We start from the raw sequence: 23,949 nt of genomic DNA, 5'->3' as shown, positions 1-23,949 counted from the left end.
TGGCCGCAGTCACACCTTTTCATCGCCGACTTCATTTGCCGAAGCCTTCACCGCTGAGGGCCCGTCCGATTGGAATTCCTGCTATGTCCGACATTGCTGTTTTGATCAACACCGGGGTGGCCGTGCTCGCCACCGTGGTGTTGATTGTCAGGTTCAGGGTCAATCCCGTCATCTCGCTGGTTATCGGTTCCGTCTACCTCGGCCTCTCCACAGGGCTGGGCGTGACCAAGACGGTGGAGACGATCACCGGCGGGTTCGGCGAGATCATGGTGGAGGTCGGCCTGCTGATCGCCTTCGGCGTGCTGATGGGCTCCATTCTCAACGAGACCGGCGCCATCCGCCGCCTCGTGGAGCACCTGCTGCGGGTCTTCGGACCCAAGCGCCTGCCGTACACCATGGGTCTGGCCATCGGGACCGCGCTGCAGTCCATCTTCCTGGACGTGCTGCTGGTGATTTCGGCGCCGCTGGCCCGGCGGCTGGCACCGAGGATCGGCAAGCTGGGCACGGCCCGGATGGCCACGGCGATGGCGATCGCGCTTGAGTGCGGCATCGTCTTCATGGTCCCCGGGGTCGCAGCCCTGGCGCTGGCCGGCCTGCTCGGCGTGCCGCTGGGGAAGATGATGATCTTCGGCCTGATGCTGATCATCCCGACGATCATCATCTCGATCGCGATCATGTCCTTCCTGTTCCACAAGGGCTTCTGGAATGAAGCCAAGGACGAGGATTCGACCTTCGTCGAGGACGACGGCGGCCCCTCCGACGCCGGTTCCGCCGGCGCAACACCGGCCGGCCGTGCGGCGTCCGGCACGGCAACCTCCCCGACGGGCGGTTCCGGTGCCGAAGAACTTGAGCCGGTGCCGGCGGCGGTGGCCGTCGCGGAGCGTCCCGAGGAGAAGGAAGCGCCCCTGTTGGTGCTCTTCGCCCCGCTGCTGACTGCGCTGCTGCTGATCGCTGCGGGCGCCGTCGTGGAGATCCTCGAGCTGGAGATCGCCTGGCTGCAGCTGCTCGGCAACCCGGTGATCGCGCTGCTGATCGGCCTGATCGGCACCGGCGTGGTGGGCCGCTTCACGGTCGGCCAGGCGCGGGTGGAGAACGCCATCACCACGGGCTTCAAGGAGAGCGGGCAGATCCTGATCCTGACCGGGGTGGGCGGCTCGCTCGCGGCCACGGTCGCCGCCGCCGGCCTCGGCGACATCCTCGGCGGCTTCTTCTCCGCCAGCACCGTCGCGCCGCTGCTCGTAGTGTGGGGCATCGCCGCCGTGCTGCACATCGCCGTCGGAAGCGTCACGCTGTCCGCCATCACGGCGGCGGGCCTGCTGGCGCCGATCGCCCCCGCGCTCGGCATCGACCCGGTGCTGATCGCGCTCGCCGCGGGCGCCGGTTCGCTGTTCATGGTGCACGTCACCAGCAACACCTTCTGGCTGCTGCAGTCGCTGCTGGGCCAGAGCGTCCGCGGCGCGCTGAAGTCGGTGACCGTCGGCGTCTCGGTGGCGTCCGTCGTCGCCATACTGCTGATCCTGCCCATGAGCCTGTTCTTCTGAGCCCGACCCGAGTACCAAAGGAAGATGATGACTGAGAACGAGATTGCGCCGCTCGCGGGCGTGCGCGTGCTGGAGCTGGGCAATTACATTGCGGCGCCGACGGCCGGGCGGCTGCTGGCCGACTTCGGCGCCGAGGTGATCAAGGTGGAGCGGCCGGGCACCGGCGACGAGCTGCGCAACTGGCGGCTCTACCAGGGCAAGACGTCCATGCTGTACCGGACGATCAACCGGAACAAGAAGTCGGTGGTGCTGGACCTGCGCACGGAGGCCGGCCGCAAGGCGGTGCTGGCGCTGGTCGCCGAGTGCGACATCCTGCTGGAGAACTTCCGCCCGGGCACGCTGGAGAAGTGGGGGCTGGGCCCCGAGGTGCTGAACGAGGCCAATCCGGAGCTGGTGATCACGCGGATTTCGGCCTTCGGGCAGACCGGCCCGCTGTCCGAGCGGCCGGGCTTCGCCGCGGTGGCGGAGGCCTACAGCGGCTTCCGCAACCTGGTGGGCGATCCGGACCGGGCGCCGGTGCGCGTGGGCGTGTCCATCGGGGACTCGATCGCCGGGCTCTATGCGGCGTTCGGTTCCGTGATGAGCCTGTTCCAGCGGGAAGGACGACGGCGGCAGGGGACTTCGGCGGTTCCGTTGCGCGAGCGGGTGGTCGACGTGGCGCTGCACGAGGCCATGTTCTCGATGATGGAGTCGCTGGTCCCGGACTACGAGGGCTACGGAGTCCGCCGCGAACGGGTCGGCGGACGAATGGAGGGCATTGCGCCGTCGAACGCCTATGTCTGCGCGGACGGCGGCAGCATCGTGGTGGCCGGCAACGGGGACGGAATCTACAAGCGCTACATGGATACCATCGGCCGGCCCGACCTCGGCATCGACCCGGGCCTGCAGTCCAACGACGGGCGCTGGGCCCGCCGGGAGGAGCTGGACGCGGCGATCGGGGAGTGGGCCGCGGGACGGACCACCGCCGAAGCGCTGGAAGCCTTGGACGCCGCCGGGGTTCCCGCCGGCCCCATCTACACCGCGGCCGATATCGTCGACGACGAGCAGTACGCCGCCCGCAAGATGGTCCAGAAGTTCGACGTCTCCACCGGCGACGAAATGCTGCACGACGTGGGCTTCCCGGGCGTGGTGCCGGTGATCGGCGGCGAGTCGCTGCCGATCCGCAACCTGGGGCCGGACTTGGGCGAGCATACGGACGAGGTGCTCGGCGGTCTGCTGGGCATGGATGCGAAGGAAATCGATGCGGCCGCCGGCCGCGAGGAGGCACTGCAGGGATGAGCTTCACCTTGGAACCCCGCGCGGGCCTGCGCGACGTGACCCTGCGGGACGGCCTGCAGCTGACCGGCAAGATGCTCTCCACCGCACGGAAGGTGGAAATCGTGCGCGAACTGGTGCGCCTCGGCGTGCCGGAGATCGAGCTCGGATCGATGGCCCGGGCGCACCTGGTGCCGCCGATGGCCAACACCCTCGAGGTGGTGGACCAGCTGACTCCCCAGGAGCTGGAGCGCTGCTGGATTTGGGTGGCGACCCCGGGCCACGTGGCCAAGGCCGCGGCCGCCGGAGCACGCAACTTCCAGTACTGCTTCTCCGCGTCGGACTCGCACAACCAGGCCAACATCGGCCGCAGCACCGAGGCCAGCCTGGCGGCCCTGCCGCAGGCGGTCGAGTATGCGCGGGCCGTCGGCGGGCGGATCCAGCTGTGCATCGCCACGTCCTTCACCTGCCCCTTCGAAGGGCAGGTCCCCGAGGACCGCGTGCTGGCGATCGCCAATGATCCGCGCGCCGAGGGCACCTGCGACATCGTCATCTGCGACACCTTGGGACAGGCGGTGCCGGCCCAGGTGTCGTCGCTGATCCGGCGGGTCGGGGAGGAATCCCCGGCGCGGCGGATCGTCTACCACGGCCACGACACCTGGGGACTGGGAGTGGCCAACACGCTGGCCGCGATTTCGGCCGGGGCGCAGCTGGTGGACGGGGCCCTCGGCGGGCTCGGCGGCTGCCCGTTCGCCCCGGGTGCCAGCGGCAACACGTCGTCGGAGGACATCCTGTTCGCCACGCGGCCCGAGTGGCTGACCCCGGAAAACTTCGGCGCCATGGTTGAGCTGTCGGAGAAGCTGCTGGCCGAACTCGGCGAGCCGAACCGGTCCAAGTCCGCGCAGGGCGCCCGGTCTAAGGCGAAGGCGTTCGAATGGGTCATCGCCGGCAGCCCCGAACCCGCCTGCGACAGGAGCAACTGAACATGGGAGCCAGGTTCCTGGTGACGACGGCGATTCCCCAGCCGGGGATGCAGCTGCTCGAGGCCGCCGGCGACGTCACGGTGCTGCCCGAACCTCCGGACTACCAAACGCTCGCCGAGCTGTGCGCCTCGGGCGATTTCGACGTCGTACTCACCCAGCTGCGGGACGTGGTGGACGGGCCGCTGCTGGCGCGGGCGCAGATCCGCGGGGTGTCCAACTACGCCGTGGGTTACAACAACATCGACGTCGAGGCCGCCACGGCGCACGGCATCCTGGTCGGGAACACGCCTGGCGTGCTGACCGATGCGACCGCGGACATCGCCCTGCTGCTCATCCTCGGCACCGCCCGCCGCGTGGTGGAGGCGGACCGGTTGGTGCGCGAGGGCGGCTTCCACGGCTGGGAGCCGGAACTGATGCTCGGCTCGGATGTCTCCGGCCGGGTGCTGGGGCTGGCGGGCTTCGGCCGCATTGCCCGGGCCACCGCGCGGCGGGCCCTGGGCTTCGGCATGGAGGTGGTTTTCGCGCCGCGGCCGCCGGGCGACCGCCCGGTCAGCGACGAAGAGCTCGGCGAGTTCGCCGGCGGGGTCCGCCAGGTCGGCTGGGACGAGCTGGTCGAGTGCAGCGATTTCCTCTCCATCCACGTGCCGCTGAACGAGCAGACCCGGCACCTGGTCGACGCGGACGTGCTGGCCCGGATGAAGCCCGGCGCCATCCTCGTCAACACCGCCCGCGGGCCCATCGTGGACGAAGCCGCCCTGGTCGAGGCCCTGCGCACCGGGGTGATCGCCGGAGCCGGCCTGGACGTCTTCGAAGACGAACCGCGGCTGGCGCCCGGGCTGGCGGAACTGCCCAACACGGTGCTGCTCCCGCACATCGGCAGCGCCACAGTTCCCGTCCGCGCGGAGATGGCCCGGCTCAGCGCCCTCAACGCCGTCGCCATGGCCGAAGGCTCGCTGCCGCCCCACCCGGTGAACCCGGAGGCACGGGCATGACGGTCCTGGTAGCGCCGGACAGCTTCAAGGGGACCTACACCGCGGAGCAGGTCGCCGCCGCCGTGGCCGAGGGCGTGGCAGCAGGAGGCGAGGCGGCCGTGCAGCTGCCAGTGGCGGACGGCGGCGAGGGCACCTACGCGGCCTTGTGCCGCGGGATGCTGGCGCGGCCGGTCCCGGTCGAGGTGCTCAATCCCTGGGGCGCCCCCGCCGCGGCGGAGATCGGATTGACCGCGGACGGCACCGCCATCGTCGAGTTGGCGCAGGCCAGCGGAATCGCGCTGCCGCATGCCGGCGACCGGGATCCCGTCAGCGCGAGCACCTACGGCACCGGCATGATGATCGCCGCGGCGGTGCGGCACGGCGCCACCCGCATCCTAGTGGCGGCCGGCGGCTCGGCCACGACGGACGGCGGAGCCGGCGCGGTCCGGGCGATCCAGGAAGCGGGCGGCCTGCGGGGCGCCGCGCTGACCGTCCTCTCCGACGTCACGACGCCGTTCGAGGACGCGGCCCGGGTCTTCGGGCCGCAGAAGGGCGCGGACCCGGCCACCGTAGAACGCCTGGAGGAGCGGCTGCGGACCCTGGCCGCCGGCTATCCCCGGAACCCGTGCGGGATTGCGCGTACCGGGGCCGCGGGCGGATTCGCCGGCGGGCTCTGGGCGAACTTCGGCGCGGAGCTGGTCTCCGGTGCGGACGCCGTGCTGGATGCCGTGGGCTTCGACGAGGCGCTGGCGGCGGCCGCTGCGGTAGCGGTGGGCGAGGGCCGGCTGGATTCGCAGACCGGCGAGGGCAAGATTATCTCCGCTATCCTGCGCCGCGTGGCCGGGTCCGGCCGGAACATCCCGGTCTTCGCCGTGGTCGGCTCGGTCGCCGAGGACCTGGGTGGCTACCGGAGCAACTTCGCCGACGTGCTGATCGCCACCGACCGTCCCGCCATGCGCCGCGCGGGCGAGGCGATTGCCGCCGTCGCCAAGGTCCCCGCGGTGAACCGCTAGGAGGCGGCTTCGCCGGGGAAGCGGCCGCCGATGATCCGGGTCATCCGCTCCGCGGTCTGGAGCAGGGTCTCCACCCAGCCCTCGCACACCTCGCGCGGCATCCGCAGCGTCGGCCCGGAGATGGTGACCGCGCCGACCAGGCCGGCCGAGGAGTCGAAGACCGGCGCCGACAGGCCGGAGGCGCCGGTCTCGCGCTCGTCGGTGGTGATGGCGAAGCCGTCGGTGCGGGTCTGCTTGACCACGGCCTGCAGGTCCTCGGAGCTGGTGATGGTGGATTCCGTAATAGATTCCAGCGGCTGTTTCAGGACCCGGTCCAGCAGTTCGGCGTCCCACGCGAGCAGCACGCGGCCGGCGGAACCGGCGTGCAGCGGCATGATCTTGCCCAGGTGCATTTCCCGCCGCAGCGCGTGCCGCGTCTCGGCGATCCCGACGCAGACGCGGTAGCGCTGTTCGGCCTTGAAGAAGCACGCGGTCTCGCCGGTGGCGTCGCGCAGGTCCTTCAGGAGCGGGTTGAGCACGTCGAGGATCTCCTTGCCCCGCGTCGCCGGGGCCGCCCAGTACGCCATCTTCAGGCCAATCCGGTAGGCGTCGTCCTCCCGGTCCAGGAACCCCTGGGCGGTCAGGTTGGTGACCAGCCGCTGCACGGTGGAGGTCGGCATCCCGGTCACCTCGCGGATGCCGGCCAGCGTCAGCACGGGCCGAGTGAGCGAAAAGGCGTCCAAAATGGCGCTGATCTTGGCGAGCACAAGCAGCGGGTTGTTTCCCGTCTTGGCTGGGGTTTGCGGGGCTGGCATGGCAGTCAGGCTAGCCCCGGGGGACCGGTGCGGCAACATGTAACGGACGACGGCGGCGGGCTTGGAATGTGACGAAGCTTACTGTTAGCATGAGTCCACATTATGGCGGCAATCCCACAATGTGAACCCACAAGGTTTGCTTGCGGAGCCGCGGACCGGCGCCGACCGGTGCAGCTCTGAAGGCGGTTTTTCGGCCGCTTCAACCTGAACTAAAACGTGAGTCCTTGGGGGCTCGGGAGAGATCATGACGCTATCTTCGGCAGGAGCGCCGACGCAGTATGCGGTGGAGCTGCAGGGCTGCACCAAGCAATTCACGACGCCGGGCGGCGGCACCTATTTCGCGGTGCGGGACATCGACCTGAAGGTCGAGCCGGGCCGGTTCGTCTCGATCGTCGGGCCGACCGGGTCCGGCAAGTCGACGATCCTGAACATGGCCGCCGGCCTGCTCACGCCGTCCACCGGATCGGTCAGCAGCTTCGGCTCGCCCGTCAACGGGGTCAACCGCCGCGCCTCCTACATGTTCCAGCAGGACGCCCTGCTGCCGTGGAAGACCGTGATCGATAACGTCAGCCTCGGGCTGACCATGGCCGGAGTCGGCAAGGCCGAAGCGTACTCCGAGGCGCGGCGCTGGCTGGAGAAGGTCGGCCTGAAGAATTTCGCGGACCGGTATCCGCACCAGCTCAGCGGCGGGATGCGCAAGCGCACCGCGGTGGCCCAGGCTTGGATCGTCAACCCCGACATCCTCCTGATGGACGAGCCGTTTTCCGCGCTGGACGTGCAGACGCGCCAGATCATGGAGAACGAGCTGCTGGCGCTGTGGCAGGAATCGGGCAAGGCTGTTGTCTTCATCACGCACGACCTGGACGAGGCGATCGCGCTCTCCGACGAGGTGGTGATCCTCGGCGCAGGGCCGGGGAGCACCGTCGTCGGCAATTACGAGATCACCATCCCGCGCCCCCGTGACCTGCTCGACATTCGGGACGATCCCCGGTTCGTGGAGATGCACCGCGAAATCTGGGGCCGGCTGAAGATCGAAGTTTCCAAGACCTACGAGGCCGCACGTGCGGAAGAAGGTGAAGTGGCGTGACCGTCCTGAATGGCCGAAAGGCCCTCAAGCCCGCCCCCGGCCAGGGCACCGCCGCCGCCCGCGCGCGGCGGAGCAACGGTACCTCCGACGGCCTCATGCGGGTGTACCAGCTGGTTTTGGCCGCCGTCGTGCTCGGCGCGTGGGAACTCCTCGGCCGCGCCGGCATCATCGACGAGTTCTTTTTCCCGCTGCCCTCTGACATCCTCGCCACGGTCTGGTCCTGGATCTCCACCGGCTACGTCTTCCCGCACCTGTGGATCACCCTGCAGGAAGCGCTGCTGGCCTTCGCGGTAGGTGCCGCCGCGGGGCTGTTCCTGGGCTTCCTGCTCGCGCGGGTGCGCTTCCTGGAGCGGCTCTTCGACCCGTTCCTGCAGATGTTCAACGCGCTGCCGCGCGTGGTGCTGGCGCCGATCTTCCTGCTCTGGTTCGGCCTCGGCATCTGGTCGAAGGTAGCCTTCGGCTTCACGCTGGTGTTCTTCATCGTCTTCTTCAACACCCTCGAAGGCGTGAAGAACGTGGACCGCGTGCTGGTGGACAATGCCCGGATGCTCGGCGCCTCGGAGAAGCAGCTGCTGCGCCACGTCTTCATTCCCAGCGCGCTGACCTGGATCTTCTCGAGCCTGCACATCAGCGTCGGCTTCGCCATCACCGGCGCGGTGGTCGGCGAATACCTCGGCGCCTCGGCCGGCGTGGGCTATGCGATTGCCCAGGCCCAGGGCGTCTTCGACACCCAGGGCGTCTTCGCGGGCATGTTCATCCTCATGATCGTGGTGCTGATCATCGACCTGCTGGTCAACCGCCTGGAGAAGCACCTGCTCCGGTGGCGCCCGGTCCAGTCTTCCTGACCACTCCTGCATCCCCGACCACTCACGCTCACGCATCTTCCTGAAGGGACCATCCCATGAACCACCCGGAGAACCGCCGCAGCCGCCGGCTCCGCCGTTTCAAGCCCCTGGCCGCAGCCGCGGCCCTCGTCCTCGCGCTGGCCGCGTGCGGCGCGCCCGCCTCGGCTCCGCCCGGGCAGCAGGGCAGCGGCGAGGCCCAGGACGGGGCCGCCGGCGGTGACAAGATCGTCATCGGCGTCGGCGGGCAGACCCTGCTCACCTACATGCCGACCACGCTCGCGCAGCAGCTCGGCTACTACGAGGACGAGGGGCTCAACGTCGAGCTGCAGGACCTACAGGGCGGCTCCAAGGCACTGACCGCCATGCTCGGCGGCAGCACCGATGTAACAAGCGGCTACTACGAGCACACCATCCAGATGCAGGCCAAGAACCAGCCGATCAAGGCCTTCGTCGACATGGGCCTGTCTTCCGGACTCGCCCTGGTGGTGGCCCCGGACCAGGAAGGCAGCATCAAGTCCATTGCGGACCTGAAGGGCAAGAACGTCGGCGTCACGTCGCCGGGCTCCTCGACGGACATGTTCGTCAAGTACCTGCTGTCGGAGAACGGCATGAACAAGGAGGACGCCTCCGTCTCCGCGATCGGCGCCGGCTCCTCCGCGGTTGCCGCCGTCGAAAACGGGCAGGTGGACGCCGCCGTCATGCTCGAACCCGATGTCACCGTGCTGGCCAAGCGCCTGGGCAAGGACCCGGCCATCATCGAAGACGTCCGCACCCTGGATGGCCTGAAGGAGGTCTTCGGCACGGACGCCTGGCCGTCCTCCAGCCTCTACGCCAAGACCGACTGGCTCGAGCAGAACCCGGAGGACGCCAAGAAGCTGGCCAGCGCGATCAAGCGCACGCTGGAGTACATCCAGACGCACTCGGGCAAGGAGATCGCGGCGGAGATGCCGGAGAAGTACGCCGGCGGCGACGTCGACCAGTACGCCACGGTGATCGAGGAGCTGAAGGCCACCCTCAGCAAGGACGGGGCGTTCACCGAGGAGGGCGCCGAGGCCGTGCTCAAGACCCAGCGGATCGCCAACCCCGAGGTGGGCGAGAAGGAGATCGACCTGTCGACGACCTACACCAACGAGTTCGTGCAGTAATCCTCCCCGCCCGCACGCCGGCCGCTCCCGCTCGAGGGGGCGGCCGCCGTCGTTAAGGAAAACGAGACCGAGGTGCAGCTGCAGTGGCCGAAAACGGGATGAAGCAGGCGGCGCCGCAGGCCCTGATCGCGGCTTCCTGAAATTGGGCTAACGACGGCGTTTCCAACCGCGGTGCACGGGCGTATTCTTCCGATTGGGGGTGCAGATCAGCCGGTCTGTCGGTACTCGAGGAGGACACCATGCCGGACAAGTCGCCGCATAAACATGAACCCAAGAAGCAGGCCAAGGGCTCGACGATCAAGCAGAAGCGCGCCGAGAAGCGGGCTAAACATATCGTCGAGGGTCCCGTGGATCCTGTGGCCCACATCAAGAAGCGCGGCTGACGCGCTGGCGGCCGGTCCCGGCAGCGGGGCCGGCCGTTTTCCTGCCCGGGCGGGTCCCGGGCCCGCGCCTGGTGTTCAGCGCAGGAACAGCCTGTACACCGCGAACATGGCCACGCCCGAGGCCCAGCCGGCCAGCACCTGAGCCCAGGAATGGTCCCCGAGCTGGACCCGGGACCAGCCGACGGCGAGCGGCACCACGCCCCAGAGCACACCCAGCGGCATGGCGGCGGAGGCGAGCAGGGCGGCGAAAAACGCTGCGACGGCGGCGTGGACCGAGACCTTCCAGACCAGGTTGACGGCCATCGAGAGCGCGAGCCCGAGCAGCACGGTAAAGATCAGCCGGTGGAAGGCCAGCGCTGCGCCCATGAGGGACAGGACCCAGAGGCCCACGATCATCGAGACACCGGTGAAGGCCAAGACCGGGCCGCGCTGGCTACGGTTTCCCACGTGATGGTCGCTCAGGGTCCCGCGGCGGGCCAGCAGGTAGACGACGCCGAACGGCAGCGCGGTGACGAAGAGGATGGCAACGGCCACCTCGGCCAAGGTGACCTCCGGCAGGGCCAGGGGAGCCCCGACCAGGACGAGCGTGACCAGCACAGCCGGGGCGAGCGCCTCGGTGATGAGGCGCGCCGTCCTGTGGCGCCGGGTTGGCTGGTCTGACACTTTCCAGAGTAGCGCCGCGACGGCCAGATGGAACGGGGCGGACGACGGCGCCGCTTCCTTTCACGTGTGCGCCTGCGTCATCGTCTGCTCAGTCGACGGGCTGGGGGCGGGCCTGGGGCAGCAGCCGCCGGGGTCCCGGCCCGTCGCCGCCGAGTTGATCCGCCGGGTTGTAGAGTGTGCAGCTCCTGAGCGAGAGGCAGCCGCAGCCGATGCAGCCGGTCAGGTTGTCCCGCAGACGCTGGAGCTGGCCGATCCGTTCATCCAGTTCGTCCCGCCAACGGGCGGAGAGCCGCTTCCAGTCGGCCCTCGTCGGCGCTTTGTCCCGGGGCAGGGTTTCCAGCGCCGCCCTGATGTCCCGGAGCGGAATGCCCAACTGCTGGGAGACGCGGATGAAGGACACCCGGCGGAGCATGTCCCGGCGGTAGCGCCGCTGGTTCCCGGCTGTGCGGCGGCTGGAGATAAGCCCTTCCTTCTCGTAGAAGTGCAGGGCGGACACAGCGGTGCCGGTGCGGGCGGAGAGCTCGCCCGGCGTGAGTTCTTTGTGGCTCGGATCGGGCTTGTCCATCGGCTCCGCCTTTCCGTTTCCCGGGCATCCTGTCCGAATGGGCTGGCGGCCGCGGCTACCCGGCCGCAGTGCCGGCATTGACCTCAAGCCTACTTGAGGTTGTTTGCTGGTCAGGGCGCGGCCAACGCGGCTCCGCGGCCGGCCAAAAACGGCCCGGTGGCATCAGTACAGAGGAGCGGCACATGCGTAGCATCATCCAGCGGGCGTTCGGCGGCCCGGAGGTCCTGCGGTACGAGGAGCGGCCGGAGCTGCAGCCCGGACCGGGGCAGGTGCGGATAGCCGTTTCGGCCAGCGGAGTGCATCTGCTGGACACCAGCATCCGCAGCGGCACCAGCTTTGGCACCTTGCCCGAGCCGGAGCTGCCGATGGTCCCCGGCCGGGAGGCCGCCGGCCGGGTGGACGCCGTGGGCGACGGGCTGAACCCTGAATGGCTGGGCCGACGGGTGGTGGTGCATCTCGGGGCAGCCAGCGGAGGCTATGCCGACCAGGTTCTCGCCGCGGCGGCCTCGGTGCACGAAATTCCGGACGGGATGGATGCGGCTACCGCGGTGGCTGCGATCGGCACGGGCCGCACCGCAGCGCTCATCCTGGACCAAGTGGAAATCCGTCCCGGGGACATTGTCCTGGTCCCGTCGGCCGCGGGCGGCCTGGGCGCGCTGCTCGTCCAGGCGGCGAAGTCTGCGGGAGCCCGCGTGATCGGCCTGGCCGGGACGGATGCAAAAGCGGACCACGCGCGGAACATGGGCGCCGACGTCGTTGTTAATTACCGCAACCCCGGCTGGGAACGGGAGCTCGCGCAGCAGCCCCGGGCCACCCTCGTGTTCGACGGCGTCGGCGGGCACACGGGCAGGGTCGCGTTCGACCTGCTGGCCGAGGGCGGCCGGCAGGTGGTGTTCGGCTGGTCCTCGGGAGAACAGAATGCCTACTCGCACCCGGCGAAGACCGCGGCGGGCGTGCTCGGTCCGCTCGATGCACAGCGGCTCCGCTTGCTCGAGGAAGAAGCCCTGGCCCGCGCCGCGGACGGCACCCGGGTGCCGCTGGTCGGCAGCACCTTCCCGCTGGCCCGGGCGGCGGAGGCGCACCGGGCGCTCGAGGCGCGCGAAACATACGGCAAGATAGTGCTTCTGACCGAAGGAGACCTGGCATGACCGTGGAGCTGGCGCCGGCGCCGCTGCTGTCCAAAACCTACCGCGCCACCACGGCGGGAATCTTCGCGCTCGCCTTCCTCTTCGCCTTCGAGGCGATCGCCGTGGCCACCGTCATGCCGGTCGTGGGGCGCGAGCTGGACGGCCTGCCGCTCTACGCCATCGCGTTCTCGGCGCCCCTGGCCGTCGGCGTCGTCGCCACCGCGATGGCCGGCCGCTGGATCGACGCCCGCGGCCCCGGGCCCGCGCTGCGGATCGGCGTGGGGCTCTTCGTCGCCGGGCTCATCGCCGCCGCGCTCGCGCCCACGATGCCTGTCTTCCTGGTGGGCCGGGGCATCCAGGGCTTCGGCTCCGGGCTGGCCGGCGTGGGGCTGTACGTGCTGATCGCGAGGGCGTATCCCGAGGGCATGCGCGCCCGCGCCTTCACGGTGCTGACCAGCGGCTGGGTGCTGCCGGCGCTGGCGGGGCCTGCGATCGCGGGGCTCATCAACGATCTGGTCGGCTGGCGGTGGGTGTTCGGCGGTGCCCCGCTGTTCGCCGTCGTCGCGTATTTTGCCCTCGCCCCGGCGCTGCGCAGCACGCGGCAGGAGGGGGCGTGGAAGAACGACGGCGGACGCACAGCGTGGGCGGCGATGGTCGCCGCCGGGATCCTCGGCGTGGCGTTCGCGGGACAGCAGAGCCTGGACTGGTGGGTCATGCTCGCCGCCGCGTCGGTGGCCGCCGTGCTGCTGGCCGCACCCCGGCTGCTGCCGAAGGGGACGTGGCTGTTCCGGCGCGGCTTGCCCGCGGTGATCTCGGCCCGCGGCCTGGTGGGCGCAGGCTTCTTCGGCGCCGAGGTCTACCTGCCGCTGGCGCTGGTGGAGCACCGGGGCTTCACACCCACCGAAGCCGGGCTGCTGCTGACCACCTCCGCGGTCGCCTGGTTCTCGGGGTCCTGGCTGGCGGCCAACCTGCCGTTCCTGGCCGGCAAGGTAATGCGCGTGCGGCTCGGCGCCGGGCTGCTCGCGGCCGGAGTAGGCCTCTCGGTCCTTAGCCTGAACGCCCAGGTGCCGGTCGCCGTCGTTGTTGTTGGCTGGGCCCTGGCCGGCCTGGGCATCGGCATGGCGTTCTCCACGCTGTCGGTGCTGTTGCTGGACCACTCGGCGGACGGCGAAGAAGGCACCAACAGCTCGGCGCTGCAGATCAACGACGCGGTGGCACAGTCGCTCTGGCTGGCGCTGGGCAGCATCGCCTTCGCCGCGCTGCTGCCGGTGGCGCCGCTCTGGGGCTTCATCACGGCCTTCGGCGGATCCTTCGCGATCGCCCTGCTGGCGCTGCTGCTGACCCGCCGGCTGGCTGGAGCTCCCGAGGGCGGGTGACTCGAGGCAGGCACCCCCCCCCGCTTTCACCGGAGACCCAAGGTTTCTGCAAATCCCGGGACGATACTGGACGCGTCAACCTTTGACGACGCTGGTCCGCTCTGTCCATAAGGAGAGTCCCATGTCCATCCCAACCAGCACCGGCACCACCAGATCCGTTCCGAATATCGCCATCACCCTGCTGCGCATCGTCGTCGGCCTGGTCTTCGTCGCCTACGGCTGGCAGAAAATCAGCACCAACACGATCGCCGGCGTCACCGGCTACTTCACCTCGCTCGGCGTGCCCCTGCCCGAGCTGATGGCTCCCTTTATCTCCTACCTGGAACTCCTCGGGGGCATCGCACTGATCCTGGGCCTGCTGACCCGGCCGCTGGCGCTGCTGTTCGTCTGCGACATGATCGGCGCGGCCATCTTCGCCCACCTGCCCTCCGGCTTCTATGTGGAGAACGGCGGCTACTCGCAGGTGCTGCTCCTCGGCACCGCCTCGCTGGCCATCGCGCTGATCGGTCCCGGCCCGTACTCGGTGGACCGCTACCTCTTCGGCCGGAAGGAATCCAGGATCTCGGTCCTGGCCTGAATGCCGGCCATGACCGGAAGTGCGGTCATGGCCATAACGCCGGCGGAGCCCGGGCGGACGGCGGGAGCCTGGTTGCAGGCTCCCGCTTCTGCGCGTCCGTCAGCCGCCCTCCACGGCGGTGACGCCCTCGGTTGCCCTAGCACCCTCCACTGAACTTGTGCCCGCCGCCTCCTGCCCGACTGTGCCTGCACCGCGGCGGTATATTTGCGGGCTCACGCCATGGTGCGCCTTGAATGCATGGCTGAAGCTGTACGGGGTCGCATAACCAGTCCTGGCCGCCACTGCTGCCGTGGTGAGGCGGCCGTCGCCGAGCAGCAGGTCGGCGGCGAGACTGAGGCGGTGCTGGCTGAGGTAGGCCATCGGCGACTGGCCGACCTGTTCGCTGAACCTTCGGGCGAAGTTAGCCCGGGAGGTCCCGCCGACGCGGGCCAGTTTCTCTACTGTCCACGCCTCCGCGGGCCGGCGGTGGATGGCCGTGAGGGCACGATGAATCATGGGGTCGTTCTGGGCGGACAGCCAATTCGCATGGGCGGGCAGGTCCGCCTGCGCCTGCCGGACGATCCGGACCAACAGCAAATCCAGCAGCCGGTCCAAGGCAGTCGTCCGCGCCGGTGCGGACTGCGCGAGCTCGTCGAGGATCAGCCCAATGATTGGCTCCAGCTGCCGGTGGTTACGTAGCAGGTAGTGCATCGGCAAGCTGGTGAGAAGTGCACGTCCCACTTCGCTCGCCGTCAGGTAGGTGCCGATGAGCAGGGCATCCGGACCATCGACGTCGTTACCCCACGTCCGCAGTTCACTATCGAGCCGATCGGTGAGATCCTCTCCGCCGGGGCCGCTGCAGCGCTGCCCCGGGCGAATGACCGCAGTGGGTGGGGTCCCGGCTTTGTCGGTTACCAGGTACGGTTCCGGACCGCGAATCAACAGGGCATCGCCGGGGTGGAGTTCCAGCGATGTCCCTGCGCGGGTAAACCAAGCCGATCCCCGCTGTACGACGACGACGGTCAGCGGCGCTTCGTCCTCCACCCGGAGGGACCATGGAGGGGACATGAGGGCCTGCAGGAGGAAGGCATCGCGGGCACGTGGGCCCGCCAGGACAGCCGTGAGAGGATCCATGCCATCACCCTAGACGGAATCGTATGTCTTTGAGGGATCCAGGCATTCTCTGTCCAGAATTGCTGCGATGTACTGGACGCGTGGCTACTACTTTCGAAGCATCAGAGCTTCTCACCATCGCCGCCGGAACCGGCTCAGCCGTTGCCGGCGGCTTCTACGTTGCGTTTTCCGCCGTCGTTATGCCCGCTCTACGCTCCCGGCCCGCGAAGGAAGCGGTGGAAACCATGAACGCCGTCAACCGGCATGCGGTCCGGCCGCCATTCTTGACGATATTCTTCGGCACCGCCGCAGCGAGCGTTGCCGTGGGGATCAACGGTGTGGCCGACGGGGATCCCAAAGGCCTGGTTCGGGCCCTCGGCGCAGGACTTTATCTGTCGGGGTTCCTGCTGACCGTGGCCTATAGTGTCCCGCTCAACAATCGGCTGGCGATGGCGCCCCTGGCGGAAGCGGCGGCTTCTTGGCCGCAGTGGGCAAGGAGTTGGACTCGCGGCAACACCGTCCGGGCAATGGCCTCGATGGCGGGAGCTGCGTTGATGGTCGGGGGACGATAACCCCGGATGATGGCCCTCGCTATCTGCCCTTGCCCTCTGCTTCGGCGGCGAGGAATCGCTCCACGCGCCGGTCCGGGATCAGCCAGATCGCGGCGACCACGGTATACGCCGCGACGGCCAGCAGTGGGTTGATGAATGACAGCCCGATTCCGATGACGTAGATGGCCGGCGAGACCTTCCCTTTCCAATCCCGGTTGGTGGCCCGGGCCAGCGGACCGTCCCGCCCCTGCTGCCGGATGAGCGCCGACTCCAGCAGGTAGTAGGCAACCGCGGCCAGCAGCAGGTTGATCCCGTACACGAGCACGGGGACCTGCGGGAAGCCTGTTTCGTTCATCCAACGCGTGCTGAAGGGGAAGAGCGAGAGCCAGAACAGCAGATGCAGGTTCGCCCACAGGATCGTGCCGTTGATCTTCCCCGCCAGATGGAGCATGTGGTGGTGGTTGTTCCAGTAGATGCCCACGTAGACAAAGCTCAGCAGGTAGCTGAGGAAACCCGGCATTTCGCGGGCCAGCGCCTCCCAGCTCGGCTCCTCCGGCACGTGGAGTTCGAGCACCATGATCGTGATGATGATGGCTAGGACGCCGTCGCTGAAGGCCTCCAGCCGGTTCCTGTTCATGTTTGGTCCTTCATGCATGAATCATGGCCGCCGCCCGGCGGGTTTGGGAAGCACCCGCTGCCGCTGGAAATAGGATGGGTACGTCCCCCCAATCGACAGTGAATAGAGCAAACCCTCCATGCCGCCGCCCCGCACCCAGCGAATGCAGCACCAGCAGCTCATTGTGACGTTGTATGGGCTTTATGGTGACAGGGCAGGCGGCTTGCTCCGAGTGTCTACATTGGTGGCTATGCTTGCTGCTCTCGGGGTCGACCAGCAGGCGGCCAGATCGACCATCTCCAGGCTCAAGTCCAAGGGGATCCTGCTGAACCAAAAAGACGACGGCGTGGCGCGTTATTCGCTGTCGAAGGACATTTTGGACATCTTCTACGCGTACGATCAGCGGATCTTTGCGCCCGAACGTTCGAAACCAGGGGATCCGTGGGCACTGGTGGTCTTCTCGGTTCCGGAATCCGAACGCAACCGGCGTTATGAGTTGCGGGCAGAGCTCACCAGTCTGGGATTCGGGTTCGTTGCCGCGGGCGTTGCGATCGCCCCCAGCAGCCTGCTGGGACAGGCCATCGAGCGGTTGGCCGCCCGCAAACTGGATGGCTTTACGGAGTACTTCTCCGGTGACTACCTTAAAGGCGGAGACATCCGGAAACATGTTTCCCAGTGGTGGGATCTGAAAAAACTCGACCAGGAGTACGCGGAATTCATCGACCGCTACGAGGCGGTCGTCGAAGAGTGGCAAGGGCGCCTTCGTCACGGTGGCCCTCTCTCCGGCCAGGACCGCCGCGACGCCTTCGACGCCTATGTCCCGATGCTGACCATGTGGAGGAAGTTCCCTTACCGGGACCCGAATCTTCCTTTGGAGTACCTTCCGGAAGGCTGGAAGGCGCCGCGGGCCAAAAAGGCGTTCCTGACATTGCATGGGGCACTTGAGGCGCCAGCCGCCGCCTACGCCGAAGAGCTGGTCCGCAAATTCGGGAGCTGAGAACCGAGATGGACCATCCATTGGCGCACTGATTCCCATGAGCGCGTGGACGGATCGATGGCAGCCAAATGGTCCAAGCTGTGCGGCGAGTCGAAGTCGACGTGGCCTCCAGCAGTTCGGGCACTCGCCACGAAATCCACCGAGTGGCTCACGGGGACTCGCTGATCCGCGGCACCGTGCACCACCAGTGCCGGTACAGCCAGCGGGAGCTGGCTCGATGGTGATGCGGATTCGTAGAGCGCCGGATCCTCGTCGGGGGAAATGCCGAAGAACTCGGCAGCGGCGTCTTCACCCAACCGCTCGCGGTAGGTGCGGGCCACATCCGTGACCGGGGCCAAAGCGACGACGGCATCCATCAAGTCCGCGGCGAGCAGAGCCAGCTGGCCGCCCACGGAATGCCCGATCCCGATCATCGGCCCGGCATGTTGTTCGCGCCAAGACGATGCAGCGATGGCGGCGACGGCAGCCCTGACGTCCTCTCCGGTCGCTGGCCACCCACCGCCGTTACCACCGCGGCGATACTCGACATTGGCTACCGCCCATTGGTTGCGCCGCAGATCGTCGGCGAGAGGGACCATCAGCGAGGCGTCGAATGCGGCCCGCCAGTAGCCGCCATGGATGAGGACAGCTACACCCCGGCAAGCCGCGGATCCGACCGGATCCCAGCACTCAACGGTCTGCTGAGCGTTGGGCCCGTAAGTCAGCGTGGCCGGAGGCGGGAGAAGTCCTGGTGGCATGCAACATTCCTAACCGGGAGGGCCGGCGTCCGGGGTATGCGGAACCCCTGACGCCGGCAATGATGTCAAGCGGTCTGAAGGTCCCTTATGCGCCGGGGACGGATCCCGGGGGCAGGAAATCTACGTCGTGCAGGGCAGAACGGCGTACTACTTCCTCTGGGTCCGTGAGGTTGTGCAGCTGGTCGAAGAGCTCGGAAAGCTTGCCGGCCGGGCTAACCCAAAACAGCGATTTACCGGGAGTTTCCCCCTTGTTGTAGTAGGCATGCGGAAGGCCCATGGGCATGCGGACGGTGTCGCCGGGGCCCGCAGTCGTCCATTCACCGTCAAGGTACAGCGTGTACACGCCTTCCATGACGTAGATGTGCTCGTCCTGGGTGGGATGGACATGCGGAGGCACCCCTGTTCCGGTGGGATCCAGGGACAGCCAGGCAAAGCTGGAGGCACTTTCGACTTTCGCCAGGTAGGTGTGGCCCAGCACGTTCCACGTCTTGTTGCCCATTGCCTCACTCGCGAGGGTGATTCCCTTGGGCAGGTCGCCGAGGATGATCTCAGTTCCTTGCTGCATTTCCATGATGGTCCTTTCATCGAGCTGGCAGTGGAGCCAGCTTGGCAGAGCAAAACCCGATATGCAATAGATATTGCGATCGCAAAAAGTACTACATATGATGTGAGTCACGTTCCCGCCGGCGTCCTCCGGCTCAGCGAATCTTGCAAGCCCGACTGCGTTCGCAGCCGCGCTATCGGCCCACCCATCAAGGAAGACGAGGGGCACTTATGAGCAATTCAGCATCAGGAATGTTCGTCCACACACTAGGTACGGGAGGCGGACCAATCGTCTCCAACAGTCGGGCCGGGACCAGCACCGTCATTACGGTCGACGGTGCAGCGTATGTGATCGACTGCGGCATGGGCAGTATCCGCAACTACAGGTCCAGCTGCGCTTGGTCGGACCTCCGTGCCGTTTTCCTGACGCACCATCACTCGGATCATGTCTATGACCTGGGCTCTTTCCTGGTCACCGGGTGGCAGGTTCCGGGGGAGTCCTTCAGCCGCCCAATCCAAGTGTTTGGGCCCGGGCGGCCCCCACGGGTACCTGCCCTCGATAGCGAACACGCCGCCCACATCGATGCGCGGATAGGCGCACGGGGTATGGCGGGAACCGTCGAGATAGTCGATGCCTTGCTGGACCGCGTTTTTGCTTCCGATATTTGCATCCGCATGGCCGATGAAGGTCGAGAAGAGCCCCACAACTGGGTGGTAGCCCACGACATTGCGCTCCCGGAATCAGTGCCAGCGGATCCCATTGATGCGCGCCATCCGGCAATGGACCCTTTTGAGATCTACCGGGACGAACTTGTTTCGATCACGGCGATCCTGGTAGACCACCGGCTTTGTTATCCAGCCTTCGCCTTCCGCCTGGATTCCGCCTACGGGTCGGTAGTGGTCTCCGGTGACACCGCATACTCGGAGAACTGCATCCGCCTGGCCCGCGGGGCGGATTTGCTCCTTCATGAAGTCATGGACCTGGAAGCAATCCTGGCTACCTTCCCGGATGGGCCCACCCGTGATGGCATCGAGATCCACTTGCGGGAATCACATACCTCTTATGACGAGGTAGGCAAGGTTGCCCGGGAAGCCGGAGTAGGGCGGCTTGTCCTGCACCACATTGTTCCGAATACGCCGGGGGCAGCGGACCTGCGGAAGATGCAAGCAGCGGCCGCCCGGGACTTTTCCGGTCCGGTCCACCTCGCGGAAGACAATGACCGGTTCGCTGTGCCCCTGGCAATCGAGCGGGACGCCGCTCGCCAAGGTGCGGAGGTTATGGCATGACCGCCCAAAGCCAGATTCCGGCACATACCCTCCGCGCCGCCGTCGTCCATGGCCGTATGAATCGCCGGGCCTGGCTGGTGACCGGGGCCCTGGTGGTTTTCCAGATCATCAATTTCGCCGACAAAGCCGTCATCGGCTTGGTCGCCGACTCCGCCATGCGGGATCTGGGGCTGACCGCGGGTGAATTTGGTTTCATCGGCAGCGCCTTCTTTTTCCTGTTCGCGATTGCGGCCGTAGCTGTGGGATTCCTGGCCGGCAAGGTTCCCACCCGCTGGATCATCCTGACCATGGGAATTTCCTGGGCGGTCCTGCAATTCCCCATGCTCTTCGGCGGCGGCGCGGCCGTGCTGCTGGTGACCCGTATCCTGCTCGGGGCGGCGGAAGGACCCGCGACTCCCATCAGCCTGCAGCATGTCCACGGCTGGTTCCCCGCCAAAGAGCGCGGCCTGCCGAGCAGCCTGGTGGCCATCGGGTCTACCTTGGGGCCCATCATTGCCGCTCCCGCACTTGCATGGATCATCGCGAATCCGGCCCTCGGGTGGCGCTGGGCGTTCGGCTTCCTGGGCATCGTTGGTCTTCTATGGTCTCTGTGCTGGCTGCTGATTGGGCGTGACGGTCCCTACAGCCATACCGCCCGAAAGCCGGGTAGTGAGGCAGAACCAGAGACGGCCGGCGGGCTGGCGCCGGAGGAACCGGCGCCGGAAACCGCCCCGGAGGGGCGTTCCGCTAGGGGGCGCAGTATTGCGGACAAGGCGGATCTGCTGAAGATTGTGCCCATTCGAAGGGTCCTCGGGACCCGGATGTTCGTGGCTGCCGTGCTGGCAGGGGCCGGCTGCTTCTGGGCCCAAGGCTTCCTGACAACCTGGTCGCCGAAGTACCTTGCATCCGTGGTGGCGCTTCCGCCGGAGATGATCGGGCTCTATTCGACCTTCCCTTGGCTCCTGGGTGCGCTGGCACTTCTGGGTTTGGGCTACGGGTCGCGCTTCCTCATGCGGCGCGGGGTCACCGTTCGATGGGCCCTTGGTGCTCTGTTCGGGGTGACACTGCTGTGTTCCGGAATCTGCTTCCTGCTGCTGCCGGGACTGCAAGGAGGCGCCGCAGTCGCCGTGGTCACCCTCGGCGCAGGTTTGGCCATGACCTATCCTCTGGCACCTACCGCCGTGGCCTTCGCAGTGTGTTCCAAGCAGCGTGCAGCAGTCATGGCAACGCTGACGGGTCTGGCATCCTTGGGGGGAGTCATAGCTCCGGCGATGGTGGGATCGCTCATGGACAGCGCCGGTTACGTGCCGGCACCCAAAGGGGTGCGGGAGACTGCCGAGATGGCGGCCCTGCTCGCCGAGGGCATGAACTCGGCGTTCTGGATGATCGGGATTTACCTGATAGTCGTTGGAGTGGTCAGCGTCCTGCTGCTCAACCCCGACCGCACGGCCAGCAGGTTGCAGGAGAAGTTCGTTTACAACGGCTGACAGAAGGTCTGCGGGGAGGGGCGTCATCGCCGGGTGCACAAGCTCCGATGACGCCCCTTGCGGAGGAATACGAGGTTTTATCCGCGGGTCTTCGCCAGCGTCGCCGACGGGGATTCGCCAAAGCGCTGCGTGTAGTAGGCCGAGAAGCGGCCCAAGTGAGTGAACCCGACGCGGGTTGCGGCCGTAGCGACAGTAGTCTGTTCCGCCGCACCGCGATCCGAAAGCAACTCACGGGCCCGGTCCAGACGGATGTTCCTCAGCAGCTGTGAGGGCGGACTGCCCAAGTGTTCCGTGAACACAGCCTGCAGTTGCCTCGGACTGATCCGCACGGCGGCGGCGATCCGCTCCACGGTCAACGGCTCTGCGTAGTGCTGCTCCACGAACCCGCGTGCCTCCCGCAGGTAGTTGGGTCCGGACGGTTGCTGTTTTCCCGACGCCAGCTGCAGATGGGGTGCCAGGCCGACGACAGCGGAGGACAACAGTGAGGCAGACAGCGCCCTGCCCGTGAGGGTATCGAACGCCTCAGCATCGAACTCTTGGCAGGCGCCGAGCCAGCTGGAGGTGACGTAACCCGCAGCCGCCAGCTGCAAGGGCTTGTCACCCGTCAGCGCCAGCGGTGCGTTGAGTGGCGCACCGAAGCATCCAGCCACGCTCCCCTCGATGGCCGCCACGTCGACCGAGCCGACCAGGGCCCCCTTCACCAGGTCCGGTTCCATGAGCGTGGCCCGTTCGGAACTCAGCGCGAACGGGGTAGAGGCCATCCAGCTGTGCCCGCCGCACTCCACAAGCATTGGTCCGAGCGGAAATACGAGAAGCACCCGCCTGCCCGAGGGCGGGCTCTGCACGGTCAGTTGTGCACCGTAGGCAACGAGCACCATGCTCAGGTCGCCAACGCGCAGCCCATTGACCGTCCCATCCAGCCGCCGGCCCTGGTGCAGGGTAAGCCGGTGATCGTCCGCGGTCAGGTCGTTGACTGCACTGCGGATTTGCGCCGGATCGTCACTGCGCAGCAACGGGTGCGCGGCCAGTAGGTGCGTCGGCGGCGGTGGGGCCGGAACGTCCCGGTGGAGAAGGGTCATCTGCGGCTCCCAAGAAGATCCGAATCATAATATAGCCTCGTGACGCCCGTCACCAGCGCCATGGGAGGCGTACAGCCCAAGGCCCGGTCAAGGTGCCGGGCGGCCGGGCGTCCAGGACGTCCCGGCCGCCCGCAGCGGCTACCTCTTGGGCCGGACACCCATGGCTTCGAGCCGTGGGAGAACTTCCTCGGCGAAATAGGGCAGCTCGCCCGCATAATCGACGAAGGCCACGGTCATACCATCGAAACCAGCCCGGTGAACGGCGGCGATACCCTCGGCCACGTCGTCCGGCGTGCCGAAAATAGGCAGCGATCCGTGGCCGGAGGCGAACCGTGAGCGCATGTTGGCGAGCATTTCCGGCGTAAAGGACTGCGCATGCAGGCCCTGGAGTCCCATGAGGTAGTCGACGGCGCCCCAGTCGGCGTTCTCATCGGCGTAGTACCGCACGTACTCCTCCGCTTCGGCGCGGGTCGGACGGCACACCACATGTCCGAGCGTGAAAACGCCGACGTCCCGCGAGTTGTCAGCGCGGGCCTGCTCCTTGAGGCCCGCGACGATGCCGCGGCCGGTCTCCGCATCGGGAATGATCGTAAAGACAAAATCGGAATTCTTCGCAGCAAAGGAGCGGCCTTGTCCGGAGGATCCCGCGTTGAGCACCGGGACGCGACCGCCCAATGGCTTCGGCTCGGACTCGACGTTCTTCAGGCGGAAGAACTCGCCATCGTGGTCGAAAATGCCTTCCTGCGACCAAGCGTCCCGGATGACGTCCCACCACTCCTGGGCGAACGCGTAGCGGGCGTCATGTTCCTGCGGCATGTCCACGCCCATGGCGATGTATTCCGGCTGGTTCCAGCCGGCAACGATGTTCAGCCCCGCGCGGCCGCCGCCTCCGAGCTGATCCAAGGTTGCCAACTGCTTGGCAATCACCAGAGGGTGGTTGAACGCTGTGTGGACGGTCGAGAAAACCGCGATCCGCTGCGTGGAGGCAAGCAGTCCTGCAGCCCACACAATCGGGTCCAGCACATGGCCGTGGAAGTTCGTCTCCCCCTTGTAACCGATCCAGCGGGCGATCGGCAGCAGGAAGTCGATGCCTGCTTCATCGGCGATGCGCGCCATCCGGAGGTTGTCCTCCCAGCTGGCGCTCCACCGCTCATCGATTTTGGTGACGGCTAGCCCGCCCGAACAGTTGGGCGAGAACAGGCCCAGTTTGAAGCCGCGGCCATCAAGTATTGCTCGAGTCATGATTGTCTCCTGTGG

General features: G+C 67.3%; 25 protein-coding genes and 1 pseudogene. 17 read left to right on the top strand and 9 right to left on the bottom strand.

Translation table 11 applies throughout. The features are described 5' to 3' along the window. Positions 1-83 precede the first annotated feature (83 nt). Genes OC550_RS14015 through OC550_RS13995 form a run of 5 tightly spaced genes read left to right on the top strand, consistent with a single transcriptional unit; the run spans position 84 to position 5,762 of the window. Positions 84-1,541 carry a GntP family permease gene (locus OC550_RS14015; protein ID WP_262106512.1) on the top strand — a complete coding sequence of 486 codons (1,458 nt, stop codon included), beginning with the start codon at positions 84-86 and terminating at the stop codon, positions 1,539-1,541. Between the two features lie 27 nt (positions 1,542-1,568). Further along, on the top strand, positions 1,569-2,819 hold the full coding sequence (locus OC550_RS14010; protein WP_262106511.1) for a CaiB/BaiF CoA-transferase family protein: 1,251 nt from the start codon (positions 1,569-1,571) through the stop codon (positions 2,817-2,819). Continuing rightward, positions 2,816-3,778, top strand: coding sequence for a hydroxymethylglutaryl-CoA lyase (locus OC550_RS14005; protein ID WP_262106510.1), 963 nt, complete (start codon positions 2,816-2,818; stop codon positions 3,776-3,778). Before OC550_RS14010 ends, OC550_RS14005 begins: the two co-directional genes overlap by 4 nt. 2 nt (positions 3,779-3,780) lie before the next feature. Continuing rightward, positions 3,781-4,770, top strand: a complete 990-nt coding sequence (locus OC550_RS14000; protein WP_262106509.1) for a D-glycerate dehydrogenase — start codon at positions 3,781-3,783, stop codon at positions 4,768-4,770. After that, the gene (locus OC550_RS13995) at positions 4,767-5,762 is read left to right on the top strand and encodes a glycerate kinase (RefSeq protein ID WP_262106508.1); all 996 of its coding nucleotides are present in this window, start codon (positions 4,767-4,769) and stop codon (positions 5,760-5,762) included. Before OC550_RS14000 ends, OC550_RS13995 begins: the two co-directional genes overlap by 4 nt. Here OC550_RS13995 and OC550_RS13990 read toward each other — a convergent pair. Beyond that, positions 5,759-6,556, bottom strand: a complete 798-nt coding sequence (locus tag OC550_RS13990; protein WP_262106507.1) for an IclR family transcriptional regulator — start codon at positions 6,554-6,556, stop codon at positions 5,759-5,761. The two genes, OC550_RS13995 and OC550_RS13990, sit on opposite strands and share 4 nt — an antisense overlap. Before the next feature lie 244 nt (positions 6,557-6,800). Between OC550_RS13990 and OC550_RS13985 the strand changes: the two genes are divergently transcribed. The 4 genes from OC550_RS13985 (at position 6,801) to OC550_RS13970 (ending at position 10,016) form a co-directional block, all read left to right on the top strand. Further along, the gene (locus tag OC550_RS13985) at positions 6,801-7,643 is read left to right on the top strand and encodes an ABC transporter ATP-binding protein (RefSeq protein WP_262106506.1); all 843 of its coding nucleotides are present in this window, start codon (positions 6,801-6,803) and stop codon (positions 7,641-7,643) included. After that, on the top strand, positions 7,640-8,488 hold the full coding sequence (locus OC550_RS13980; RefSeq protein WP_262106505.1) for an ABC transporter permease: 849 nt from the start codon (positions 7,640-7,642) through the stop codon (positions 8,486-8,488). The genes OC550_RS13985 and OC550_RS13980 overlap by 4 nt, the downstream gene beginning before the upstream one ends. A gap of 56 nt (positions 8,489-8,544) precedes the next feature. Continuing rightward, positions 8,545-9,633 (top strand): ABC transporter substrate-binding protein, encoded by a 1,089-nt coding sequence (locus OC550_RS13975; RefSeq protein WP_262106504.1) that lies wholly within the window; start codon positions 8,545-8,547, stop codon positions 9,631-9,633. Positions 9,634-9,872: 239 nt separating this feature from the next. Then, the gene (locus tag OC550_RS13970) at positions 9,873-10,016 is read left to right on the top strand and encodes a hypothetical protein (RefSeq protein ID WP_262106503.1); all 144 of its coding nucleotides are present in this window, start codon (positions 9,873-9,875) and stop codon (positions 10,014-10,016) included. Positions 10,017-10,091: 75 nt separating this feature from the next. Here OC550_RS13970 and OC550_RS13965 read toward each other — a convergent pair whose 3' ends face one another. Both OC550_RS13965 and soxR read right to left on the bottom strand, forming a co-directional pair. After that, on the bottom strand, positions 10,092-10,679 hold the full coding sequence (locus OC550_RS13965) for a phosphatidic acid phosphatase (protein ID WP_262106502.1): 588 nt from the start codon (positions 10,677-10,679) through the stop codon (positions 10,092-10,094). A gap of 88 nt (positions 10,680-10,767) precedes the next feature. Further along, positions 10,768-11,244, bottom strand: a complete 477-nt coding sequence (gene soxR / locus OC550_RS13960) for a redox-sensitive transcriptional activator SoxR (protein ID WP_262106501.1) — start codon at positions 11,242-11,244, stop codon at positions 10,768-10,770. Positions 11,245-11,426: 182 nt separating this feature from the next. Between soxR and OC550_RS13955 the strand changes: the two genes are divergently transcribed. The 3 genes from OC550_RS13955 (at position 11,427) to OC550_RS13945 (ending at position 14,324) form a co-directional block, all read left to right on the top strand. Beyond that, positions 11,427-12,392: a zinc-binding dehydrogenase gene (locus OC550_RS13955; RefSeq protein WP_262106500.1), complete on the top strand. Its 966-nt coding sequence runs from the start codon at positions 11,427-11,429 to the stop codon at positions 12,390-12,392. Next, the gene (locus tag OC550_RS13950; RefSeq protein WP_262106499.1) at positions 12,389-13,747 is read left to right on the top strand and encodes an MFS transporter; all 1,359 of its coding nucleotides are present in this window, start codon (positions 12,389-12,391) and stop codon (positions 13,745-13,747) included. The genes OC550_RS13955 and OC550_RS13950 overlap by 4 nt, the downstream gene beginning before the upstream one ends. 121 nt (positions 13,748-13,868) lie before the next feature. Beyond that, on the top strand, positions 13,869-14,324 hold the full coding sequence (locus tag OC550_RS13945) for a DoxX family protein (protein WP_262106498.1): 456 nt from the start codon (positions 13,869-13,871) through the stop codon (positions 14,322-14,324). Positions 14,325-14,423: 99 nt separating this feature from the next. Here OC550_RS13945 and OC550_RS13940 read toward each other — a convergent pair whose 3' ends face one another. Further along, positions 14,424-15,437 carry an AraC family transcriptional regulator gene (locus OC550_RS13940; RefSeq protein ID WP_262106497.1) on the bottom strand — a complete coding sequence of 338 codons (1,014 nt, stop codon included), beginning with the start codon at positions 15,435-15,437 and terminating at the stop codon, positions 14,424-14,426. Between the two features lie 80 nt (positions 15,438-15,517). Between OC550_RS13940 and OC550_RS13935 the strand changes: the two genes are divergently transcribed. Then, positions 15,518-15,988 (top strand): DUF1772 domain-containing protein, encoded by a 471-nt coding sequence (locus tag OC550_RS13935; RefSeq protein WP_262106496.1) that lies wholly within the window; start codon positions 15,518-15,520, stop codon positions 15,986-15,988. A 19-nt stretch (positions 15,989-16,007) separates the two neighbouring features. Here OC550_RS13935 and OC550_RS13930 read toward each other — a convergent pair whose 3' ends face one another. Then, positions 16,008-16,604: a TMEM175 family protein gene (locus OC550_RS13930; RefSeq protein WP_262106495.1), complete on the bottom strand. Its 597-nt coding sequence runs from the start codon at positions 16,602-16,604 to the stop codon at positions 16,008-16,010. 118 nt (positions 16,605-16,722) lie between these two features. Here OC550_RS13930 and OC550_RS13925 point away from each other — a divergent pair, with 118 nt between their 5' ends. Then, positions 16,723-17,580: a PaaX family transcriptional regulator C-terminal domain-containing protein gene (locus tag OC550_RS13925; protein ID WP_262106494.1), complete on the top strand. Its 858-nt coding sequence runs from the start codon at positions 16,723-16,725 to the stop codon at positions 17,578-17,580. Here the strand turns inward: OC550_RS13925 and OC550_RS13920 are convergent. After that, positions 17,544-18,317, bottom strand: a complete 774-nt coding sequence (locus tag OC550_RS13920) for a S9 family peptidase (protein WP_262106493.1) — start codon at positions 18,315-18,317, stop codon at positions 17,544-17,546. The two genes, OC550_RS13925 and OC550_RS13920, sit on opposite strands and share 37 nt — an antisense overlap. Before the next feature lie 85 nt (positions 18,318-18,402). After that, positions 18,403-18,888 (bottom strand): cupin domain-containing protein, encoded by a 486-nt coding sequence (locus tag OC550_RS13915; RefSeq protein ID WP_262106492.1) that lies wholly within the window; start codon positions 18,886-18,888, stop codon positions 18,403-18,405. Positions 18,889-19,091: 203 nt separating this feature from the next. On the opposite strand from OC550_RS13915, the pseudogene OC550_RS13910 reads away from it, so the two are divergent. The 3 genes and pseudogenes from OC550_RS13910 to OC550_RS13900 form a co-directional block, all read left to right on the top strand. Continuing rightward, positions 19,092-19,331 (top strand): annotated as a pseudogene (locus tag OC550_RS13910) (MBL fold metallo-hydrolase); the annotation flags it as partial. Positions 19,332-19,466: 135 nt separating this feature from the next. Further along, positions 19,467-20,147: an MBL fold metallo-hydrolase gene (locus OC550_RS13905; protein WP_262107172.1), complete on the top strand. Its 681-nt coding sequence runs from the start codon at positions 19,467-19,469 to the stop codon at positions 20,145-20,147. Continuing rightward, on the top strand, positions 20,144-21,613 hold the full coding sequence (locus tag OC550_RS13900; protein ID WP_262106491.1) for an MFS transporter: 1,470 nt from the start codon (positions 20,144-20,146) through the stop codon (positions 21,611-21,613). The genes OC550_RS13905 and OC550_RS13900 overlap by 4 nt, the downstream gene beginning before the upstream one ends. 77 nt (positions 21,614-21,690) lie before the next feature. Here OC550_RS13900 and OC550_RS13895 read toward each other — a convergent pair whose 3' ends face one another. Further along, on the bottom strand, positions 21,691-22,692 hold the full coding sequence (locus OC550_RS13895; protein ID WP_262106490.1) for an AraC family transcriptional regulator: 1,002 nt from the start codon (positions 22,690-22,692) through the stop codon (positions 21,691-21,693). A gap of 138 nt (positions 22,693-22,830) precedes the next feature. Next, entirely contained in the window at positions 22,831-23,934 is a 1,104-nt protein-coding gene (locus OC550_RS13890) for an LLM class flavin-dependent oxidoreductase (RefSeq protein ID WP_262106489.1), read from the bottom strand. Between the last annotated feature and the right edge of the window lie 15 nt (positions 23,935-23,949).

Origin of the sequence: Arthrobacter sp. Marseille-P9274, assembly GCF_946892675.1 — a bacterium.
Lineage (GTDB): Bacteria > Actinomycetota > Actinomycetes > Actinomycetales > Micrococcaceae > Crystallibacter.
Note: the sequence above shows the minus strand (reverse complement) of the source record. Positions and strands in the feature narration are given on the sequence as shown.